General features: G+C 69.2%; 18 protein-coding genes. 7 read left to right on the forward strand and 11 right to left on the reverse strand.

The window, feature by feature from the left end:
* Window positions 1-17 precede the first annotated feature (17 nt).
* Both BLV96_RS40335 and BLV96_RS50095 read left to right on the forward strand, forming a co-directional pair.
* Window positions 18-374, forward strand: coding sequence for a hypothetical protein (locus tag BLV96_RS40335; RefSeq protein WP_086680416.1), 357 nt, complete (start codon window positions 18-20; stop codon window positions 372-374).
* Entirely contained in the window at window positions 367-534 is a 168-nt protein-coding gene (locus BLV96_RS50095; protein WP_167379896.1) for a hypothetical protein, read from the forward strand. Before BLV96_RS40335 ends, BLV96_RS50095 begins: the two co-directional genes overlap by 8 nt.
* Here the strand turns inward: BLV96_RS50095 and BLV96_RS40340 are convergent.
* The 5 genes from BLV96_RS40340 to BLV96_RS40360 are packed head-to-tail and all read right to left on the reverse strand — an operon-like array spanning window position 521 to window position 4757.
* Complete coding sequence (locus BLV96_RS40340) at window positions 521-1351, reverse strand: 5-oxoprolinase subunit C family protein (protein WP_086680418.1); 831 nt, start codon at window positions 1349-1351, stop codon at window positions 521-523. The genes BLV96_RS50095 and BLV96_RS40340 overlap by 14 nt on opposite strands.
* A complete protein-coding gene (locus tag BLV96_RS40345; protein WP_086680420.1) occupies window positions 1348-1959 on the reverse strand; it encodes a 5-oxoprolinase subunit B family protein in 612 nt (203 codons plus the stop codon). Before BLV96_RS40345 ends, BLV96_RS40340 begins: the two co-directional genes overlap by 4 nt.
* Window positions 1956-2705 (reverse strand): LamB/YcsF family protein, encoded by a 750-nt coding sequence (locus BLV96_RS40350; RefSeq protein ID WP_086680423.1) that lies wholly within the window; start codon window positions 2703-2705, stop codon window positions 1956-1958. Before BLV96_RS40350 ends, BLV96_RS40345 begins: the two co-directional genes overlap by 4 nt.
* Window positions 2706-2707: 2 nt before the next feature.
* Complete coding sequence (locus BLV96_RS40355; RefSeq protein WP_086680425.1) at window positions 2708-3502, reverse strand: putative hydro-lyase; 795 nt, start codon at window positions 3500-3502, stop codon at window positions 2708-2710.
* Window positions 3503-3512: 10 nt separating this feature from the next.
* Window positions 3513-4757, reverse strand: coding sequence for an MFS transporter (locus tag BLV96_RS40360; RefSeq protein WP_086680426.1), 1245 nt, complete (start codon window positions 4755-4757; stop codon window positions 3513-3515).
* Window positions 4758-4871: 114 nt separating this feature from the next.
* Between BLV96_RS40360 and BLV96_RS40365 the strand changes: the two genes are divergently transcribed.
* Entirely contained in the window at window positions 4872-5594 is a 723-nt protein-coding gene (locus BLV96_RS40365; protein WP_086680428.1) for a GntR family transcriptional regulator, read from the forward strand.
* Here the strand turns inward: BLV96_RS40365 and BLV96_RS40370 are convergent, their stop codons facing one another.
* The 6 genes from BLV96_RS40370 to BLV96_RS40395 form a co-directional block, all read right to left on the reverse strand.
* Window positions 5595-6254 carry a DNA alkylation repair protein gene (locus BLV96_RS40370; RefSeq protein ID WP_086680430.1) on the reverse strand — a complete coding sequence of 220 codons (660 nt, stop codon included), beginning with the start codon at window positions 6252-6254 and terminating at the stop codon, window positions 5595-5597. It abuts the gene before it with no gap.
* 251 nt (window positions 6255-6505) lie between these two features.
* Window positions 6506-7867, reverse strand: a complete 1362-nt coding sequence (locus tag BLV96_RS40375) for a chitinase (RefSeq protein WP_086680432.1) — start codon at window positions 7865-7867, stop codon at window positions 6506-6508.
* Window positions 7864-9720: a ricin-type beta-trefoil lectin domain protein gene (locus tag BLV96_RS40380; RefSeq protein ID WP_167379897.1), complete on the reverse strand. Its 1857-nt coding sequence runs from the start codon at window positions 9718-9720 to the stop codon at window positions 7864-7866. Before BLV96_RS40380 ends, BLV96_RS40375 begins: the two co-directional genes overlap by 4 nt.
* The gene (locus BLV96_RS40385; protein ID WP_244180851.1) at window positions 9717-10784 is read right to left on the reverse strand and encodes a glycoside hydrolase family 75 protein; all 1068 of its coding nucleotides are present in this window, start codon (window positions 10782-10784) and stop codon (window positions 9717-9719) included. Before BLV96_RS40385 ends, BLV96_RS40380 begins: the two co-directional genes overlap by 4 nt.
* 77 nt (window positions 10785-10861) lie before the next feature.
* A complete protein-coding gene (locus BLV96_RS40390; RefSeq protein ID WP_091390252.1) occupies window positions 10862-12097 on the reverse strand; it encodes a glycoside hydrolase family 16 protein in 1236 nt (411 codons plus the stop codon).
* 769 nt (window positions 12098-12866) lie between these two features.
* The gene (locus BLV96_RS40395; protein WP_086672159.1) at window positions 12867-14096 is read right to left on the reverse strand and encodes an ROK family transcriptional regulator; all 1230 of its coding nucleotides are present in this window, start codon (window positions 14094-14096) and stop codon (window positions 12867-12869) included.
* A 132-nt stretch (window positions 14097-14228) separates the two neighbouring features.
* Between BLV96_RS40395 and BLV96_RS40400 the strand changes: the two genes are divergently transcribed.
* The 4 genes from BLV96_RS40400 (at window position 14229) to BLV96_RS40415 (ending at window position 19388) form a co-directional block, all read left to right on the forward strand.
* A complete protein-coding gene (locus BLV96_RS40400; RefSeq protein WP_086672161.1) occupies window positions 14229-15416 on the forward strand; it encodes an ROK family transcriptional regulator in 1188 nt (395 codons plus the stop codon).
* A 206-nt stretch (window positions 15417-15622) separates the two neighbouring features.
* Window positions 15623-17293, forward strand: coding sequence for an ABC transporter substrate-binding protein (locus BLV96_RS40405; protein WP_167379898.1), 1671 nt, complete (start codon window positions 15623-15625; stop codon window positions 17291-17293).
* A gap of 14 nt (window positions 17294-17307) precedes the next feature.
* Entirely contained in the window at window positions 17308-18411 is a 1104-nt protein-coding gene (locus tag BLV96_RS40410) for an ABC transporter ATP-binding protein (RefSeq protein ID WP_086672164.1), read from the forward strand.
* On the forward strand, window positions 18408-19388 hold the full coding sequence (locus tag BLV96_RS40415; RefSeq protein WP_086672166.1) for an ABC transporter permease: 981 nt from the start codon (window positions 18408-18410) through the stop codon (window positions 19386-19388). Before BLV96_RS40410 ends, BLV96_RS40415 begins: the two co-directional genes overlap by 4 nt.
* Window position 19389 lies beyond the last annotated feature (1 nt).

The raw sequence follows: 19389 nt of genomic DNA on the forward strand, positions 1-19389 counted from the left end.
TCGAACGGGGGTTTTCGATGAAAAGACTCTTCTGGGCGGCAGGTCTGTGCCTGCTGCCGTGGATCGCGGTACTGGGGATGACACTGCCGGACGTCTACGCGGCTCAGCACTGGCGGCTGGCCTGGACGGGCTTCGACGCGGCCGAGGCGATCGGCCTGCTGGCCACCGCCTGGCTACTGGGGAAGAACGGCCCGCGCACGCCGTTCGCGGCGATCGGCACCGCGACGCTGCTGCTCACCGACGCCTGGTTCGACGTCGTCACGGCCGGCGATGACGTCGTGTTCTCGCTGCTCATGGCGGGTCTGGAGGTGCCGCTGGCGCTGGCGTGCCTGTCGGTGGCGATGCCGCGCCCGGCGGTGCCGGCGCATGTCTGAGCTGGATCCGCGGTTGCGCGACGAGATCGACGACCAGGTCGCGGAGACCCTGGACGCCTACCTCGCGGAACCGGGACGCTTGCCGCGGGTGCGCACGTGGCCGTTGTGGCTCGCGATCGTCCTCACCAACGTGGCCTGGCTGGTGGTCACGACCAGGTGAACCGGACGGTCTGGCCGGGGCGCAGCTGGGCGGCGACGTCGAGGTCGGCCTCCTCGACGACCGCGATCACCGGGTAGCCGCCCGTCGTCGGGGAGTCCGCGTGGAACAGGATCGGCCGGCCCGACGGCGGTACCTGCAGCGAACCCGGCACGCACGCCTCGGACGGCAGCTCGTCATGACGCACCCGGGCAAGGGGCGGCCCGGTGAGCCGGATGCCGACGCGGTCGGAGTCCGGCGACACCGTGTACACAGTGGACAGCAGCTCGTCCGGATCCGCGAACCAGTCGCGACGCGGTCCCGGCGTCACCCGCAGGACCGGCGACGGCGGCAAAGCCGGGCGTGGCGCCAGGTCGACCACCGGGACCGCACCGGGAGTGCCCACCGGCAGCAGCATCCCGGCGGTGAGCGGCGGCGGGCCGAGCTTGCCGAGGGTGTCCGTCGACCGCGAACCGAGCACCGGCGGGACGTCGATGCCGCCGCGCACCGCGACGTAACAACGCAGGCCCGCGGAGGCCATGCCCAGCACCAGTTCGTCGCCCGGCCACAACGTGACCGGGCCGTTCATGCCGCCCGGCGAGACCGGGCACGAAGCCCCGGTCACCGCCACCGTCGTGACGCTCGACGCGCGCAGAACCAGCCCACCTAGGGTCACTTCCAGCGCCGCCGCCCCCGAAGGGTTGCCGACGAGCCGGTTGGCCAGCTCGAACGACGCGCGGTCGGCGGCACCGGACCGGGAGACGCCGAGCGCCGCGTGCCCGGGGCGGCCGAGGTCCTGCACCGTCGTCGAAAACCCGGGCCGCACGACTTCCAGCTTCACGACCGCACCGCCTCGAACCGCACGCGCGTGCCCGGCGGCAGCAGGTTCGGTGGGTCGCGCTCGACGTCCCACACCGGCACGTCCGTCCGGCCGAGCAGCCGCCAGCCGCCCGGTGACGCGCTCGGGTAGACCGCGCTGTACTCGCCCGCGATCGCCACCGAGCCCGCCGGGATGCGCGTCCGGGGCGACGACCGGCGTGCCACGTGCAGTGCCGGGTCCAAACCGGACAGGTACGCGAACCCGGGCGCGAACCCGCAGAACGCCGAGACGTACGAACCCGCACTGTGCAAGGAAACCAGCGCCTCGACGGACAGGTCCACCTCGGCCGCGACGTCGGCGAGATCCTCCCCGTCGTACACCACCGGGACGACCACCTCGGCCGGCGCGGCCACCGCACTGTCCACAGGGGACACCTCGCGCAGCAGCGCACCGAGCCGGTCCGCGTCCGTCACCGCGGGGTCGTAGCGGACCAGCAGCGTGCGGGCAGCCGGGACCAGTTCTTCGACACCGTCCAACGACAACCGGGTCAGTGCCGCCTGGAAGCCCAGCACGTCCTCGAGTTCCACCAGCACCGCGCTTCGCCCGCACGGCAGCAGCCGGACCGTCATCCGGTGAACGCCCCCAGCTCGATGCCCGCCCCCGACAGTGCCGCCTCGATCCGCCGGGCCAGCTCGACGGCGCCCGGCGTGTCCCCGTGCACGCACAGGGAATCCGGGCGCACGTCGAGCTTGGTGCCGTCCTCCGCGACGACGCCGCCGGTCGCCATGCCGACCGCGCGCTCGGCGACGGCGTCGACGTCGTGCAGCACCGCGCCCGGTTTCTTGCGCGAGACGAGCTTGCCGTCGGCGGTGTACGCCCGGTCGGCGAACGCCTCCGCGTACGCCACCACACCCGCTTTTTCCGCCTGCCGCTGCATTTCCGAGTTCGGCAGGCAGAGCAGCGCGAGCGCGGGGTCGTACCGGCGCAGGCCGTCGACGATCGCCGCCGCCTGCTCGACGTCCGCCGCAGCGGTGTTGTACAGCGCGCCGTGCGGCTTCACGTACGTCACGCGGCTGCCGGCCGCGCGGGCGAACGCGTCCAGCGCGCCGATCTGGTAAAGCACCTCGTTCGCCAGGTCGTCCGGCGCGATGTCGAGCGCGCGCCGGCCGAACCCGGCCAGGTCGTGGTAGCCGACGTGCGCGCCGATCGCGACGCCGCGCTCGGCCGCCAGGTCGCACACCCGCCGCATCACCGACGGGTCGCCGGCGTGGAAGCCGCACGCGACGTTCGCGCTGGTCACGATGTCGAGCATGGCCTCGTCGTCGCCCATCTTCCAGGCGCCGAAGCCTTCGCCGAGATCGCTGTTCAGGTCCATTTTCAGCCCACCCGGTATTCACTGTCGTGGCGGTCGGTGATGAACATGTACCCCGGTGCGTGGGTGATCGCAAAGGGGGGCCGCGACGCCATCAGCGCCGCCTGCGGCGTGACCCCGCAGGCCCAGAACACTGGAACGTCCCCCGGTTGCGCGTCCACCGGATCTCCGAAGTCCGGCCGGGAGAGGTCGTCGATCCCCAGCGCGCGGGGGTCGCCGACGTGCACGGGCGCGCCGTGCACGGCCGGCATCGCCCGGGTGATCCGGACGGCGTCGTCGACGCGGTCCTCCGGGAACTGCCGCATCGACACGACCATCGGGCCGAACAGCCGCCCGGCGGGTTCGCACGGCCGGTTCGTCACGTACATCGCGACGTTGCGGCCCTGGTCGACGTGCCGCAGCGGGACGCCCTCGGCGGCCAGGGCCGTCTCGAACGTGAAGCTGCAGCCGATGGAGAAGGCGACCATGTCGCTGCGCCACAGGCCGGTCGCGTCGGACACCTCGCCGGCCAGCACGCCGTTCTGCCAGATCCGGTAGCGCGGCAGGTCGGTGCGCAGGTCCGCGCCCGCGGCGAGCCGGGTTTCCGGGTCGCCGGGGTCGGTGACGTCCAGCAGCGGGCACGGCTGCGGGTTGCGGGTGCAGAAGAGCAGGACGTCGTAGGCCCAGTCCTCGGGCACGGCGATCAGGTTGGTCTGGGTGAATCCGTTGGCCCAGCCCGTGGTGGGGCGGGCGGTGCCGCGGCGGAACGCCTCGCGCGCCTGCGCGGGGGTGAACGTCGCGGGTTCGTCGAAGGTCGTCATGAGTTCCCCCTCAGTCGACTAGTTCGATGCCCCGGGTCTCCGGCAGGCCGAGCAGCGCCAGCACGGCGATGCCGTAGCCCAGCGCGCCGAACACGATCGCGCCGCCCGCGCCGAGGAAGCCCACGACGGTTGGGAAGATCGCGCCGACCGCGCGGCCGAAGTTGTACGTGAAGCCCTGGCCCGTCCCGCGCAGCGCCGTCGGGTACAGCTCGGCGAGGTAGGCGCCGAAGCCGCTGAAGATCGCGGACATCGAGAAGCCGAGCGGGAACCCGAGGACGAGCACGAGCCCGTTGGCGCCCTTGGGGATCTGCGTGTACGCGACGATCAGCGCGGCCGAGAGCACGGCGAACGTCAGAAAGGTCTTCTTGCGCCCCATCAGGTCCGTGAGGTAGCCGCCGCAGACGTACCCGACGAACGCGCCGGTGATGAGGAACGCGAGGTAGCCGCCGGTGCCGATCACGGTCAGCTCGCGCGTCTTCTTCAGGTAGGACGGCAGCCACGTCGAGATCGTGTAGTACCCGCCCTGGACGCCGGTCGCGAGCAGCGCGGCGAAGAACGTCGTGCGCACGAGGTCACCCTTGAAGATCTGGACGAGCGTGCCCTTCGGCCGTTCGGTCTTCAGCCGTTCCTCCGCGCGCGGGGCGTCCTTGACGCTCTTGCGCACCCACAGCACGAGCAGCGCCGGGATGACGCCGGTCCAGAACATGATCCGCCAGGCGACGTCGTCGCTCGCGACGCTGAACACGACCGTGTAGACGATCACCGACAGGCCCCAGCCGACCGCCCACGCGCTCTGCACGAACGCCACGGTCCGGCCGCGGTACTTGGCCTGCGAGTACTCCGCGACCAGCGCGGCGCCGGCCGCCCACTCGCCGCCGAAACCGAGGCCCTGCAGCGCGCGGAAGACCAGCAGCGTCTCGAAGTTGGGCGCGAACCCGCAGAGCACGGTGAAGATCGTGTACATCGCGATGGTGATCTGCAGCGTGCGGACGCGGCCGATCCGGTCGGCGAGCATGCCGGCCCCGACCCCGCCGACGGCCGAGACGACCAGCGTCGTCGTGCCGAGCAGGCCGGCTTCGCCGCTGGAAATCCCGAAGTACGCGGTGATCGCGGCCAGGCCGAGCGGCAGGGTCTGGTAGTCGAACGAGTCCAGTCCGTAGCCGCCGAACGCGCCCACGAAAGCGCGGCGGCCGCGTTTGCCGAGCGTGCGGAACCAGTCGAACGGCCGGGCCTCGGTAGCTGTTGTGGCAGTCATGGGCACCTCCTGGCCAGTGTCTCATCGTGGCGTGCCTCACACAGTAGGGATTGTTGAACAATTCCACAAGACGGCAATTACATCGTCCTCAGTGTGACGGGTACCATCTCCGGCGTGGGCATCGAAGACAGCGGGCTGCCAGGCCTGGAGGCCGACCGCGGCCTGGTCAGCCGCAAAAGCACGGCCGAGCGGGTCGCCGGCGTCCTGCGCAAGCGCATCGCCGAGGGCTTCTTCCTGCCCGGCGGCCGGCTTTCGGAGCAGGACATCGGCAACGCGCTGGGCGTCTCCCGCAACACGCTGCGCGAGGCGTTCCGGCTGCTCACGCACGAGCGGCTGCTGGCCCACGAGCTCAACCGCGGGGTCTTCGTCCGCATCCCGAGCGTCGAGGACGTCGTCGACATCTACCGCGTCCGCAAGATCATCGAGTGCGCCGCGGTCCGCGGGGTGACGGCGAAGCCGGCGTCCTTCCAGCGGATCAAGGAGAAGGTCGAGATCGGCGACGAGGCCGCGCGCACCGGCAACTGGAAGGACCTCGGCACCGCGAACGTGTGGTTCCACCAGGAGCTGGCCGCGCTGTCCGGCAGCGAGCGCGTCAACGAGCTGGTCGGCCGGCTGACCGCCGAGCTGCGGCTGGTCTTCCACATCATGGCCGAGCCGCGGCGCTTCCACGAGCGCTACCTGCCGCGCAACCACGAGATCCTCGACCGCATCGAGGCGGGCGACGGGCCGGGCGCGGAACAGCTGCTGATGAAGTACCTCGAGGACGCCGAGGAGCAGCTGGTCGAGGCGTACGCGGACCGCGCCGAGGCGGCCCGGGCGGCCGTCGCGGCGGAGTAGCTACCCGCGGCGGCGCACGATCTCGGTGATCCAGACCGGCGCGTACGGCGAGGTGCAGTTCGGCGGCGTCGGGTAGTCCTTGAGGACTTCGAGGCGTTCACCGATTCCGATGGCCCGCGCGCGGTGGCTCTCGTGCTCGATCCCGATCTGGGCCAGGCAGTTGTTCATCGCCCACTGCAGCCGGTCCGGGGCGTCCTTCATGTCCTTCTCGATGACGTCGAGGAGGTCGTCGAGATCTTCGGGGTGCTTCGCGACGCGGTCGGTGGTCAACGCCCAGCCGGCGCTCGCGACCACCGGATCCGGATCGGCGAACCACGTCCGGCGCAGATCTTCGGCGTGCGGGCTCTTCTTCACGACGTAATTCACCAGCCAGTCGTGCACCTTGGGCGTGCGCGCGGATCGCAGCATGGCGTCCAGCTCGTCGAGTTCGAACGCCTTCGGCCGGCAGATCAAGGTGGCCAGGAGCTTCGCCGCCGTGTCGCCGGTGGCCCAGAGCTCGCGCGCGAGGTCCTGCTGCGTCTTCAGCCGCTTCGCGATCACGCGCAGCTTGGCGAGGTTGACGCCGTGGTCGTCGCCGTGCCGCTCGTTGACCGCGCGTGCCTTCGGGTCCTCGAGGGCGGCCAGCTCGGCCAGCACGTCGTCCACTGTCGATTCGGGCACGGCGGCCAGTCTACGGCTGCCCCTTCGGGCACCCCGGCATTTTGACGGTCCCCAATCGCGCTCCGGCTCGATAACCTGCGAAAGCGGTTTCGCCGCCGGAGACCCCCAGCGGCAGGCGGAACCCACCGCTGCCGGGCCGCGGCCTCCCCAGTGTCACGGCCCGGCAGCCCTCGAACGCGAAAGCCGTGAATGGCACATTCACGGACGCTACGTCTGTGAATGTGCCATTCACGGCTGTTCCGCGAGCCGGGTCAGCCGGCGTAGCGGGCGAAGATCCTCGTGAAGTCCCACGCCTGCTGGGACACGCCCGAACACGTGTCGTCGTTCGGGTAGGCGCCTGGGCACGGGCGGTCGCGGTTGGCCGACCAGAACGTCAACCGGGCCAGGTGGTGCTGGTTCGCGTAGGCCAGGATGGTGGTGAAGTCGTTCAGCGTGACCGTCTCGTTGTTGTCCGTGATGCCGTTCATCGACGAGATGCCCATGTGCCGGTAGGCCGTGTCGTCGTCGTAGCCGTAGGCGCTCTTGACGACGTTCTTGAGCCCCTCGGCCGCGCGCTGGGTCAGCGTGCCCATGTTCTGGCCGGCGCCGCCGAAGTCGAACGGCATGATGACCCAGCCGTCGACCGTGAGCCCGGACTGCGCCGCCCGGTTCACCAGGCTGTTGTCCGGACCGGACTGTCCGGTGCCGAACGTGACGTACAGCTTGATGCCCGGGTTGTTCGCCCGCACCGTCTTCAGCGCGTCGACCGTGCGCTGCTGCACGGTCGGGTTGCTGTAGGCGTCGGCCTCGATGTCGATGTCGATCGCCTTGAGGCCGTAGGCGTTGATCACCTTCTGGTAGCCCGCCGCCAGCTCGCCCGCGCTGCCGCACGACGACTCCAGCTTGTTGCCGGAGTAGCCGCCGAACGACGGGATGACGTCGCCGCCGCCCGCGCGCACCGCGTTGATCGTGTTCTGGTCGACGCCGCCGGTGAGCGCCCGGCCGCCGTCCCACATCGGGTTGCAGTAGCCGTTGGACAGGATGAACGCCAGCGTGAACCACTTGACGCCGGTGGCGTTCTGGATGGTCTGCGGGCTCGGCGGGTTGCCCCAGCCGTTGTAGAGGTACGGCGCCACGGCCATCACGCCCGGCCCGCTCGGCGGCGGGGTGGTGCCGCCGGACGGGAGCGTCCACTGCTGGTTGGCCGTGCTCGCGCACGTCCAGATCTGCAGCCGCGTGCCGTTCGCGCTGGAGTTGCCGGTCGCGTCGAGGCACTTGCCCGAACCGGTGTTGACCAGGTTCTTCGCCGCGTTGGCCGTCCACTTCTGGGCATTGCTGCCGTTGCAGTCCCAGAGCTGGATCGTCGTGCCGTTCGCGGTGCCCGCGCTCGTGACGTCCAGGCACTTGCCCAGTGCCTGCAGGGATCCGTCGGAGCCGACCGTCCACTGTTGAGCGCCCGAGCCGTTGCAGTCGTAGAGCTGGATCGCGGTGCCGTTGGTGGTGCTCGCCGCGTTGACGTCGACGCACTTGCCGGCGATGCCGGTGATCGGGCCGGTCGCCGCCTGCGCGACGCCCGGGACGGCTATCAGAGCCGATGCGGCGATGAGGGCGCCGAATGCTGCCAGTTTCTTCATGCGGGCACGTTCCACTTCTGGTTGGCGGCGCCGGTGCAGGTCCAGATCTGCAGCCGGGTGCCGTTGGCGCTGGAGTTGCCGGTCGCGTCGACGCACTTGTTCGACCCGGCGCCGACGAGGTCCTTGGCCGCCGTGGCCGCCCACCTCTGGTTCGCGGTACCGCCGCAGTCCCACAGTTGCAACTGCGCACCGTCCGCTGTGGACTGTCCGGTGACGTCGAGGCACTTGCCGAGCGCTTTCAGGGTTCCGTCGGTGCCGACCGTCCACTGCTGGGCGCCGGAGCCGTTGCAGTCGTAGAGCTGGACCGCGGTGCCGTTGGCGCTGCTCGCGCCGGCGACGTCGACGCACTTGCCGCCGAGGCCGGTGATCGGGCCGGTCTTGCCGGTGCCGCCGCCACCGTTGCCCTGGGTGCCGTTCCAGGTGAATGTCGCCGACGTGTGGCCGGGCAGGTTGTAGGTGAACGAGGAGTTGCCCCAGTTCACGCGCACGCTCTGGTTGCCGGTGCTGGAGTTGTACGCGATCAGTGCCTTCGAGCCGTCCGGGTTCTTCCAGGCGACGTTGCGGACGGTCGAGTTGTCGTTCGAGTCGATCCGGTACGCGCCGGGCTTCACGAACTTCGTCAGGTGACCCATCGTGTAGTACTCGACGGTGTAGTCGACCTGCCCGCTGCGCGAGTCTCCGTTGTGGACGGTGATCAGGCCGGTGCAGGTGCCGCAGCCGCCGTTGTGCGGGCCCATGTTCTGGTCGACGGCGAGGCTCCACTTGGTGACGCTCTTCGACCAGTTGCGCGTGTAGTCGACGATGTTGTTCATGTCCTCGGCCTGCTGGTTCGAGATCCAGGTGCCCCCGGAGTGCTCGGTCGAGTAGGCGTTGACGTTCGGGTACTGGTTGTGCGTGGTCGTCTGCTGCGCGATGTTGCCGCCGTACCCGTGCCAGGCGACGCCGCCGAAGTTCGGGTGGTTGCGGATCGCCGAGTCGTCCAGAGTGGGCGCGCCGTAGGAGGCGTAGGTGTCCCAGTTCCAGTCGAGCGCGAGGACCTTTGTGGACAGTCCGGCACCCTGCAGCGCGGGCAGCAGGTTGTTCTTCGCGAAGTACGCCAGACCGGCGCCGTTCCAGTTGGTCGACGGGTAGCTCGCGCAGCACGTCGGCTCGTTCTGCATCGAGACGTAGTCGATCGGCACCCCCGCGGCCTGGTAGGCCTGCAGGTACTTGACGAAGTACTGCGCGTAGGCCGGGTAGTACTGCGACTCGACCCAGCCGAGCAGGTAGCTGTCGTTGTCCTTCATCCACGGCGGCGCGCTCCACGGCGACGCCATCACCTTGGCCTGCGGGTTGAGCTGCTTGGCCTGCTTGGTCAGCGGCAGCACGTCGGCCTGGTCGTGGGCGATCGAGAAGTGCGTCAGGTTCGGGTCGGTCTGGCCGGCCGGCATGTCGTCGAAGGTGTAGCTGTAGCGGGCCAGGTCGGACGCGCCGAGCGGGTTGCGGATGAAGCTCAGCCCGATGCCGTTGTTCGGGTCGAACAGCTTGCGCATCGTGTCGTCGCGGGTGGCCTGGGAAAGCGCGCCGCTCGAGTTCATCAGCCAAGCCGCGGTGTCCGTAAAGGACGCGCCGCCGCCTTCGAACTGTTGGTAGGTGGCGCCTTCGTTGACGTTGATGGTCACGCCACCGGTACCGGTGCCCGCGGCGAACGTGACCGGGGTCTGCTGCTGGAGTCCCCGGGTGACCGTCCGGCCGCCGGAGTCGCTGGTGGTCGTGAGCCAGACGTTGACGGTCTCGCCCGCGGCCTGCGCGGGAGCGGCGAAGGTGGCCGCGGCGAGCGCGGTCACGCCGAGCAGGGTGAGCAGTTTCTTCATGGCAGCGTCCACTTCTGGTTCGCCCCGGTGCCGCAGGTCCAGATCTGGAGCCGGGTACCGTTGGCGCTCGAGTTGCCGGTGGCGTCGAGGCACTTGCCCGAGCCCGCGTTCACGAGGTTCTGCGATCCGTTGGCCGACCACTTCTGGGCATTGCTCCCGTTGCAGTCCCACAGCTGGATCGGCGTGCCGTTGGTGGTGCCGGCACTGGTGACGTCGAGGCACTTGCCGAGCGACTTCACGGTTCCGTCGCTGCCGACCGTCCACTGTTGAGCGGTCGTGCCGTTGCAGTCGTAGAGCTGGACGGCGGTGCCGTTGGCGTTGTTCGCGCCGGCGACGTCGACGCACTTGCCGCCGATGCCGGTGATCTGCCCGCCGCCACCGGTGGGCGGCGTGGTCGTGCCGCCGGCGAACTGCGTCGCGACCTGCTCGCCGAGGCTCGTGGCGGTGGCGTGGTTTTCGATCGGGTTGACGTGCGTGTTCGGGAACACGATGTACGTCACCGGGCCCTCGGTGCCGCCGTTGGACGGGTCCGGGTTGATGCCGAGGTTGACGGCGGTCGCGTAGGACGCCTCACCGATGATGCTCGTCGGGCCGGTGTCGCCGACGACGGCGTAGGTGACTTTGTTGTTGTAGATCACCGCCACGACCGAACCACCGTCGATGCCGTAGTTGCGGTAGTCCCAAGTGGACGTCGGCTGCGGCAGCACGATGTACGGCAACTGGGCCGCGTTCAGCGGCTGGTCGGTCGAGGTGTGGAACGCGGTGTCGGGGTAGAAGCAGCAGTCGGTCTGCTCGTTGCACTGCGACGTGCGGACGCCGTCGCAGTCGATGTCCATGTCGGCGGTGAAGAACACCGCGCCGTTGGCCTGGCAGACGGGCACGGTGGCCGCGCCGCCTTCGTCGAAGGAGTACTTGCCGTTCGAGATCTGCTGGCAGTTCTGCGTCTTCGCGAGCAGCTGGCTCGCGGACGGTCCTGCCTCGACGGCGGCTTGGGCGGAGCCGGTGGTCAGGAAAGAAAGCGCTAACAGGGCACACCCCATTAGCGCGACGAGAAATCGTCGCACTGGAAATCTCCTTGTGGGGGAAGGAAAGAGTGCCGGGTAGGCGGACCGGGCGGGGTCCGCCTACCCGAGGGGATGGATCAGGGAGTGGTCCACTTCTGGTTGGCGCCGCCACCGCAGGTCCAGATCTGCAGGCGGGTGCCGTTCGCACTGGAGTTGCCGGTGGCGTCGAGGCACTTGTTCGCGTTGGGGTTCACGATGTCCTTGGCGCCGGAGATCGCCCACTTCTGGGCGACGGTCCCGTTGCAGTCGTAGAGCTGCACCGGTGTGCCGTCCGCGGTGCCCGCGGCGCTGACGTCCATGCACTTCCCGAGGGCACGGATCGTGCCGTCGCTCGCGATGGTCCAGTTCTGCGCCGCGTTGCCGTTGCAGTCGGTGATCTGGATCGGCGTGCCGTTGGCGGAGTTCGCGCCGGCGACGTCGACGCACTTGCCGCCGATGCCGGTGATCCGCCCGGTGCGCCCGGTCGGCGGGGTGCCGCCGCCGACGTCGTTGGTGACGTGGACGTAGTCGACGACCAACTGCTGCGGGAACTGCGTGCTGCTGTTGGGGTCGCCCGGCCAGTACCCGCCGACGGCGAGGTTGAGGATGATGAAGAAGTTGTGGTCGTAGACCCAGCGGTTGCCGTTCAGGTCGGACGGCGTGCGCGTCTGGTAGAGGTTGCCGTCGACGTACCACTTGATCTGGTTGGGCGACCAGTCGACGGCGTAGGTGTGGAAGTCGTCGGAGAAGTTCGGGCCGTTGTAGGCCGCGCCGATGCCGCCGGAACCGGAGTAGCCGGGGCCGTGGATGGTGCCGTGCACGGTGTTCGGCTCGAACCCGACGTTCTCCATGATGTCGATCTCGCCGTCGGTCGGCCAGTTGCCGCCGCCGAGCATCCAGAACGCGGGCCACATGCCCTGCCCGCGCGGGAGCTTCATGCGCGTCTCGAAGTGGCCGTAGGCCTGGCTGAACTTGCCGGCGGTGTTCATCCGCGCGGAGGTGTACTCGCAGCGGCCGTACCAGCAGTTGTAGTTGCCGGGGTTTTCGCGCTTGGCGGTGATGACGAGGTGGCCCTGGCCGTCGAGCTGGGCGTTGTTGGTGCCGGAGGTGTAGTACTGGCGCTCGTGGTTGTTGACGTTGTCGCCGGTTTCGAGCTGCCACTTCGAGCCGTCGACGGCGGACCCGGCGGGCCCGTTGAAGTCGTCGGTGAAGGTGGCGGCCGCTTCGGCGGCGGGGGCGCTCAGCGCTTGCTGCCCGACGAACAGCAGGGACGCGGCGGCGAAGAGTGCCGCTGCTCTTCGGAACTTGCGTGTTTTGCGGAACGAGGTGGACATCGTTGTCGCCTCTCTCACCAGGGGGACCGGCGTTCCGCGCGCAGCACGAAACGCGGGAGGGGAGGTGGCCTCGCATGCCGGGGCGGCGGCAGGCGCGACCGGCTTCACGACCCCGGGGGCGGGGTGGGCCGTGAGGTGGTTCAGACCTTTGTTGTGCCTGGCAACAAAGTATGCATGGTCCAGACAAGGCGGGCAACCGTCGGGCGGTCATTTTTTTTCAACCCGAATTAAGGGTGGGTTGGTGGCGGGGCGGGTGGGTTGGGTGGTTCCCGGTGAGTGGGGCACGGGGTTGTCCACAGGTTGGGTTGGTTGTGGACAGGTGGGTCGGCGGGGCGGGTGGTGCAGGGATTTTGTCGGGGGGTGTCGATACGCTGGAACGGGGTGGTCCCCCTGGGAGGGGTGGGCTCTGCTTGGCGGCGGCTGGTGCAGGGGCTGGCGCCCCTTTGGGCGTCGCGTGGCCCGTTGCCCCTTCCGGCACTCCGAAGCCCGTTGCCTCTACCGGCGCCCTGATGACTCCCTAGCGCCTGTTGGCGCGCCCGGTAAGTCCCTCGCGCCTGTCGGCGCTTCGGAAAGTCCCCTTGTTCCTCCGGCACCCCGAAGCCCCATTGTGACTACGGCCGGCAGCACCGCGTCAAGGCGGGAAAGATGCCTTGACCCGGTGCTGCCGGCCGTGTTCTGGCTTCGGATCGGGGTGCGGGGGAGGTCTGGGTCCTCGTCGGTGCCTGTTCTCGAGTTCCCCTTGCGTTTGGAGCTGGCGCGTGCTGGTTGCTCAAGCCGCGTCTGAGTTCGGTGCTCCCGGCTTTGCGATCTTCGAAGTTGCTCCCTGGGCCAGTAAATCCGCCACTGGCAATGTCGCCGCTCCCGTTGCCACCGCGTCCAGTCCCAGCGATCCCAGCTGGATCGATGTCTGGCTGAACGGGTGCCTCAGTGCGTGCTCGCCCGCCACCGAACGGATCCTCGGCAGCAGCTGCTCGCCCAGTGCCGATCCCGCCCAGCCGCCGATCACTATGCGCTCCGGGTTGAACAAGTTGATCAAGTTCGCTATCCCCGCCCCCAGGTAGCCCGCCGTCTCGTCCAGTACCTTGGCCGCCGTCTTGGAACGGGGGGCCGCCTCCAGCAGCGCTGCGAACTGGGCCTGCTCGTCCTCGCCCGGGACGTCCTTGCCCCGGACCTTCCGGTACCTCGCCAGCACCCCGCCCGCGCCGATGTACGCCTCCAAGCACCCCAACGCTCCGCAGCGGCACTGCTGGCCGCCGTACGCGATTGTTGTGTGGCCCCACTCGCCCGCGCTGCTCGTTGATCCCCGGTACGTTGTCCCGTCCGTCACCACCGCCGCGCCCACGCCCGAGCCGATCAGTGCTATCACCGCGTGGCGTGCTCCCCGGCCCGCGCCGAACCACATCTCCGCCTGGCCCTGGGTCTTCGCTCCGTTGTCCACGAACAGCGGCAGGGACACTCCCGCCTCCTGCAGCAGGGACACCAGCGGTACCGCGTCCCAGCCGACTGTCGGCGCGTGGACCAGTACCCGCTCGCCCTGCTCGACCGTGCCCGGGACGCCTATTCCCACTCCGAGCACGCTCGCGTCCTCGAAACCCGCGAACACCTCGCGCAACCCCGATGTCACCTGCTCGACCGCCGTTGCCGGGTCCGGGGCCTTCGGGAGCGGGTGGTCGACCGTTGCCAGGCGGTTCATCGCCAGGTCGAACAGCTCCACCTTGACGCCCGTTTCGCCGATGTCGACGCCTGCGACGTGCCCGTACGCCGGGTCGACGCGCAGCAGCACCCTCGGCCGGCCGCCGTCCGACTCGACCTGGCCCGCCTCCGTGATCAGCCGCTCTTCGCCCAGCTCGGCCGTCACGTTGCTGACCGTCGCCGCACTCAATCCGGTGAGCTGGCTCAGTTCGTGCCGCGACAGCGGGCCGTCGAAGTACAGTTTCGACAGCAGCAGGGAACGGTTGTGCCGCCGCAGATCACGGACGGTGGTGCGCTTGCTCGCCATGGGCAACCCATCTGGAACTCTTACCGGCTGCGACCAGGATGCCTGATCACCGTAAGTTGTGGCTATGTATTAAGTGGTGAACTAAGTCCCGAACCCATAGTGACATGGGCGGCGTCTGGCAGAATCCCCCAGGTGACCCAGGTGGTACGCCAAACGACTCGTGACCTCCGTCGGCACAACCGCGCGGCACTCCTCTCCTCCCTGTACCTCCGCGGTCCCGTCAGCAGGCTGGAACTAGTAGCTGAATCGGGACTTTCGGCCGCCACCGTTACCAACGTCGTCTCCGAGCTCATCGCCGACGGCGTCGTCGCCGAGGCCGGCTCGGTCGAATCCGACGGCGGGCGGCCGCGCACGCTGCTCGCCGTGCGGCCCGGGTTCGGGCACGTCGTCGGTGTCGACGTCGGGGAAACGCACGTCGAGGTCGGCCTGTTCGACTGCGCCCTCGGGACGCTCGGCACGGTCCGGCACCCGCTCGTCGGCACCCGGCTCGACCCGGACGAAGTGGCCGGATTGGTGCGAACCGGCATCGCCGAAGTGCTCGAAGGGGGCGAACCGGACGCGGTTTTCGGCGTCGGGATCGGCGTGCCCGGTGCGGTGCGTGACGGCGGGATCGTGCACGCGCCCACGCTCGGCTGGCGCGGTGTCGCCTTCGCCGACCTCATCCACCCCCACATCGCCGCGCCGCTGCACCTGGACAACCGCGCCCGCACGCTCGGCCAGGTCGAGGCCTGGCGCGGCGCCGGCCGGGGTGCCGAACGCGCCATCGTCGCGCTGCTCGGCGTCGGCGTCGGGGCCGCCGTCGCGACCGCCGGGCCGTCGCACCCCGACATCACCACCAGCGAGTGGGGCCACACCGTCGTCAAGGCGGCCGGCGCGGCCTGCCGGTGCGGCTCGCACGGTTGCCTGGAGGCCTACGTCGGCACCGAGGCGGTCGTCCGGCACTACGCCGACCGGGTCGGCGAGCAACCGGTCATCGGGGACGAGAGCGACAACGAGCTGGCGCGGATCGTCGAGGAAGCCCGTGCTGACGGCCCCGCCGCCGACGTCCTCGCCGAGACCGGCGAGTACCTGGGGATCGGCATCGCGAACCTGATCAACCTGCTCAGCCCGGACCGGGTGGTGCTCTCCGGTTCGGCGGGGGCGATCATGGGGGAGGCGATCCTGCCCGCCGTGCGCGACGCGGTGGGCCGGCACGCGCTCGACTACCTGGCCGGGCGCACCGAGGTCGTCCTCGGCAGCCTCGGGCCGGACGCGGTCGCGCTCGGCGCGGCCACCCTGCCCATCGCGCAGCTGCTCGCGAACGGTGGCCGGACCGGCTGATTTCCTTGCGTCGCAAGGAGTAATCACCGCCACAGGTCTGGACCGCCAGTTCTTTTATTACTTAAACTTAGGTACAAAACGTTACCGCCGTGTTATTGACGTGACCCGAGTCACCCGGGTTGACTTCTGGGCGTCGTTCGGTCGCCGGCGGTCGGGGCTCGCTACCAGTCGACACCTACGCACGTCGTCGATGACTAGGAGGAACGATGCGAGTCAAGCGCTCCATCGTCGCAGCGCTGGTGGCCGTCATGGCCCTCGGAGGCCTGACAGCGTGTTCGGGCGGCAGCTCGAACGCCGCGCAGAGCAACCCGGACCAGGTGCTCAACGTGGGCAAGCCGGATGGCCCGCAGTCGGAGAACAACAACCCGTTCCTGGAGACCTCCGCCCTGTCCAACATGGGCTACCGGTGGATGATCTACGAGCCCCTGGTCATGCACAACCGCGTCAAGCCGCAGGAGCCGGGCAAGCCGTGGCTGGCGACGAAGTGGGACTGGTCGGACAACTACAAGAAGCTGGTCCTGACCGTCCGTGACGGCGTCAAGTTCTCGGACAACCAGCCGATGACCGCCGAGGACGTCGCCTACACGTTCCAGCTGCTGCGCGACAACAAGGCGCTGAACGTCGACGCCGTGCCGTACAAGGACATCGCCGCGGCCGGCAACCAGGTGACGCTGGGCTTCGAGACCTCCCAGTTCGTCAACCAGCTCAAGATCCTGCAGACGCTCGTCGTGCCGAAGCACGCCTGGCAGTCGGTCAAGGACCCGGCGCTCGACACCGTGAAGAACCCGATCGGCACCGGGCCGTACACGCTCAAGTCGTTCACGCCGCAGACGATGATCGTCACCCGCCGCGACGCCGGCTACTGGCAGGAAGCGCCGAAGGTCAAGGAGATCCGCTACACCTCCTACACCGACAACAACGCGCAGGTCGCGGCGCTGGTCAGCGGGGCGTCGGAGTGGAGCTTCGTCTTCATCCCGAACTACAAGGCCGTCTACACGAACAAGGACCCGCAGCACTACAAGCTGTGGTTCCCGGCGCAGCTGGCCGTGCACGGCCTGTGGTTCAACACCGAGAAGGCGCCGTGGAACGACGCGAAGCTGCGTCAGGCGGTCAGCAAGGTGATCAACCGCGACGACATCTTCAACCAGGGCGAGGCCGGCTACTTCTACCCGAAGAACGACCAGGTCACCGGCATCCCGACCCCGGCGGGCGACTCGTTCATCGCGCCGCAGTACAAGGGCCAGACGGTCCAGGTCGACGTCCCGGGCGCGAAGTCGCTGCTGACCGGCGCGGGCTACAAGTTCAACGACGACAAGCTGGCCGACCCGAGCGGCAAGCCGGTCACGATCAAGCTCACCGTCCCGTCGGGCTGGTCGGACTACATCACCGACCTGGAGATCATCAAGGACAACCTGGCGCAGATCGGCATCACCGCCACGGTCGAGAAGATGAACCAGGACGCGTGGATCAAGTCGGTCGACACCGGTGACTTCGAGGGTCTGATGCACTGGACCAACGACGGTGCGACGCCGTACGACATGTACCGCGACGTCATGGACGGCACGCGCTACAAGCCGACCGGCCAGGGTGGCATCAACGGCAACTACGGCCGCTTCAAGAACGACGAGGCGACCAAGGCGCTCGAGACCTACGCCAACGCCGAGGACGACACCGCCCGCACCGCCGCGATGGCGACGCTGCAGAAGATCATGATCGACCAGCAGCCGATGGTCCCGACCTCGGCGGCCAACTCCGGCGGCGAGTACAGCACGAAGAACTGGGTCGGCTGGCCGGACGAGGCCAACCCGTACGGCCCGGCGCAGCCCACGCTGCGCAACGCGCTCGACATCGTCCTGCACCTGAAGCCCGCGGCCTGATGGCGGATTCAGTCATGACGGAAACCGGGGACGGCCGCGGCGACGCGGCCGCCCCCGCCCCCTCCGACCCCATCGCCGTCGGGTCGGAGGGGGACCTCCCCGTCGTTCTCGAGGCGGCGGGACTCACCAAACACTTCCCGGTGCGGCGACGCGGGCGCGCGGCCCTCACCGGCCCGCGCCGCGCGGTCCAGGCCGTCGACGACGTCACCTTGACGCTCCAGCGGGGCCGCGTCACCGCGCTGGTCGGCGAGTCCGGATCGGGCAAGTCGACGGTCGCGCGCCTGCTCGCGGGGCTCTACCCGCGCACCGGCGGCGACATCAAGCTGCACGGCGAGACCGTGAACATCAAGCACGGCAAGGCGTTCCGCGCCTACGCCCGGCGGGTCCAGATGATCTTCCAGGACCCGTTCGCGTCGCTGAACCCCGTGCACACCGTGCGCTACCACCTGACGCGGGCGCTGAAGATCCACGGCCGGGCGGGCGACGACCTCGAGAAGTCGTTGCACGACCTGCTTTCCCGCGTCCAGATGACGCCGCCCGAGCGGTACATCGACAAGTTCCCGCACGAGCTGTCCGGCGGGCAGCGCCAGCGGGTCGCGATCGCGCGGGCGCTGGGTGCCGACCCGGAGGCCCTGCTGGCCGACGAACCGGTGTCCATGTTGGACGTCTCCATCCGGCTCGGCGTGCTGAACCTGTTGCGGGACCTGAAGGAACGCCTGCACCTGGCGATCCTGTACATCACGCACGACATCGCGTCCGCGCGTTACTTCGCCGACGAGACGATGGTGATGTACGCGGGCCGGATGGTCGAAGGCGGCGACAGTGAGACCATCACGCAGAACCCGGCGCACCCGTACACGCGGCTGCTCATCGACTCCGCGCCCGATCCCGACCGGCTGGTCGGCGGCGCGGCCGAGCTCGACCCCGGCGAAGTGCCCGCCGAGCGCGGGGCCGGCGAACCGCCGAGCCTGATCGACCCGCCGTCCGGCTGCCGGTTCCACCCGCGCTGCCCGGTCGCGATGGAACGCTGCAAGACCGACCTGCCGCCGCGGTTCGAGGTCGACGACGCACCCGGCCACTGGGCCGCGTGCTGGCTGTACGACGGGGCCGCCCGATGAGGTACCTGCTGCAACGGCTGGCCTTCTACGTCTTCACGGCCTGGGCCGCCGTCACCATCAACTTCTTCATCCCGCGGATGATCCCGGGCGACCCGGTGCAGTCGCTGATCGCCAAGAACCAGGGCATGATCAGCCAGGACGCGGTCCAGTCGCTGTACGTCCTGTTCGGGCTCGACAAGAACGAAAGCCTGATCTCCCAGTACTTCGACTACTGGGGGCAGCTCTTCCGGGGCGACCTCGGGGTCTCGTTCACGTTCTTCCCGTCGCCGGTGTCGGACCTGCTGAGCGACAGTCTGCCGTGGACGATCATCCTGGTCGGCATCACCACGATCGTCGGCTTCGCGCTCGGCACCGGGCTCGGCGTGGTCGCCGGCTGGAAGCGCGGCTCGTGGGTCGACGGCCTGCTGCCGGTGACGACGTTCCTCTCGTCGATCCCGTACTTCTGGCTCGGCCTGATCGCGCTGACGCTGCTGGCCGGCCCGGGCAGCTTCTTCCCGTCGTCCGGCGGCTACGACCCGGGCACGGTGCCCGGCTGGGACGGCACGTTCATCGGCAGCGCGATCCAGCACAGCCTGCTGCCCGCGCTGACCATCCTGATCAGCTCGATGGGCAGCTGGATCCTGGGCATGCGCAACATGATGGTCACCGTCGCGTCGGAGGACTACGTCACGGTCGCGCACGCCAAGGGCCTGCCCGAACGCCGGGTGATGGTCGGGTACGCGGCGCGCAACGCGCTGCTGCCCAGCGTGTCCGGTTTCGCGCTGGCCCTCGGGTTCATCGTCGGCGGCACGCTGCTGGTGGAGATCGTGTTCTCCTACCCCGGCGTCGGCTACCAGTTGTTCCAGGCGGTCGGCTCGCAGGACTACCCGCTGATGCAGGGCATCTTCCTGATCATCACGCTCTCGGTGCTGGTGGCGAACCTGTTCGCCGACGTCGCCTACCTCGCGCTCGACCCGCGCACCCGGAAGGAGGGCTGAC

This window comes from Amycolatopsis pretoriensis (assembly GCF_900107925.1).
Classification (GTDB): Bacteria; Actinomycetota; Actinomycetes; order Mycobacteriales; family Pseudonocardiaceae; genus Amycolatopsis; species Amycolatopsis pretoriensis.

What these genes read in the sequence shown, in the direction of transcription:
- BLV96_RS40350 (WP_086680423.1), bottom strand. Translation starts at nt 2,705, where the DNA reads ATGGACCTGAACAGCGATCTCGGCGAAGGCTTCGGCGCCTGGAAGATG.
- BLV96_RS40355 (WP_086680425.1), bottom strand. Translation starts at nt 3,502, where the DNA reads ATGACGACCTTCGACGAACCCGCGACGTTCACCCCCGCGCAGGCGCGC.
- BLV96_RS40380 (WP_167379897.1), bottom strand. Translation starts at nt 9,720, where the DNA reads ATGAAGAAACTGCTCACCCTGCTCGGCGTGACCGCGCTCGCCGCGGCC.
- BLV96_RS40415 (WP_086672166.1), top strand. Translation starts at nt 18,408, where the DNA reads ATGAGGTACCTGCTGCAACGGCTGGCCTTCTACGTCTTCACGGCCTGG.
- BLV96_RS50095 (WP_167379896.1), top strand. Translation starts at nt 367, where the DNA reads ATGTCTGAGCTGGATCCGCGGTTGCGCGACGAGATCGACGACCAGGTC.
- BLV96_RS40345 (WP_086680420.1), bottom strand. Translation starts at nt 1,959, where the DNA reads ATGACGGTCCGGCTGCTGCCGTGCGGGCGAAGCGCGGTGCTGGTGGAA.
- BLV96_RS40360 (WP_086680426.1), bottom strand. Translation starts at nt 4,757, where the DNA reads ATGACTGCCACAACAGCTACCGAGGCCCGGCCGTTCGACTGGTTCCGC.
- BLV96_RS40395 (WP_086672159.1), bottom strand. Translation starts at nt 14,096, where the DNA reads ATGGCGAGCAAGCGCACCACCGTCCGTGATCTGCGGCGGCACAACCGT.
- BLV96_RS40335 (WP_086680416.1), top strand. Translation starts at nt 18, where the DNA reads ATGAAAAGACTCTTCTGGGCGGCAGGTCTGTGCCTGCTGCCGTGGATC.
- BLV96_RS40390 (WP_091390252.1), bottom strand. Translation starts at nt 12,097, where the DNA reads ATGTCCACCTCGTTCCGCAAAACACGCAAGTTCCGAAGAGCAGCGGCA.
- BLV96_RS40375 (WP_086680432.1), bottom strand. Translation starts at nt 7,867, where the DNA reads ATGAAGAAACTGGCAGCATTCGGCGCCCTCATCGCCGCATCGGCTCTG.
- BLV96_RS40405 (WP_167379898.1), top strand. Translation starts at nt 15,623, where the DNA reads ATGCGAGTCAAGCGCTCCATCGTCGCAGCGCTGGTGGCCGTCATGGCC.
- BLV96_RS40410 (WP_086672164.1), top strand. Translation starts at nt 17,308, where the DNA reads ATGACGGAAACCGGGGACGGCCGCGGCGACGCGGCCGCCCCCGCCCCC.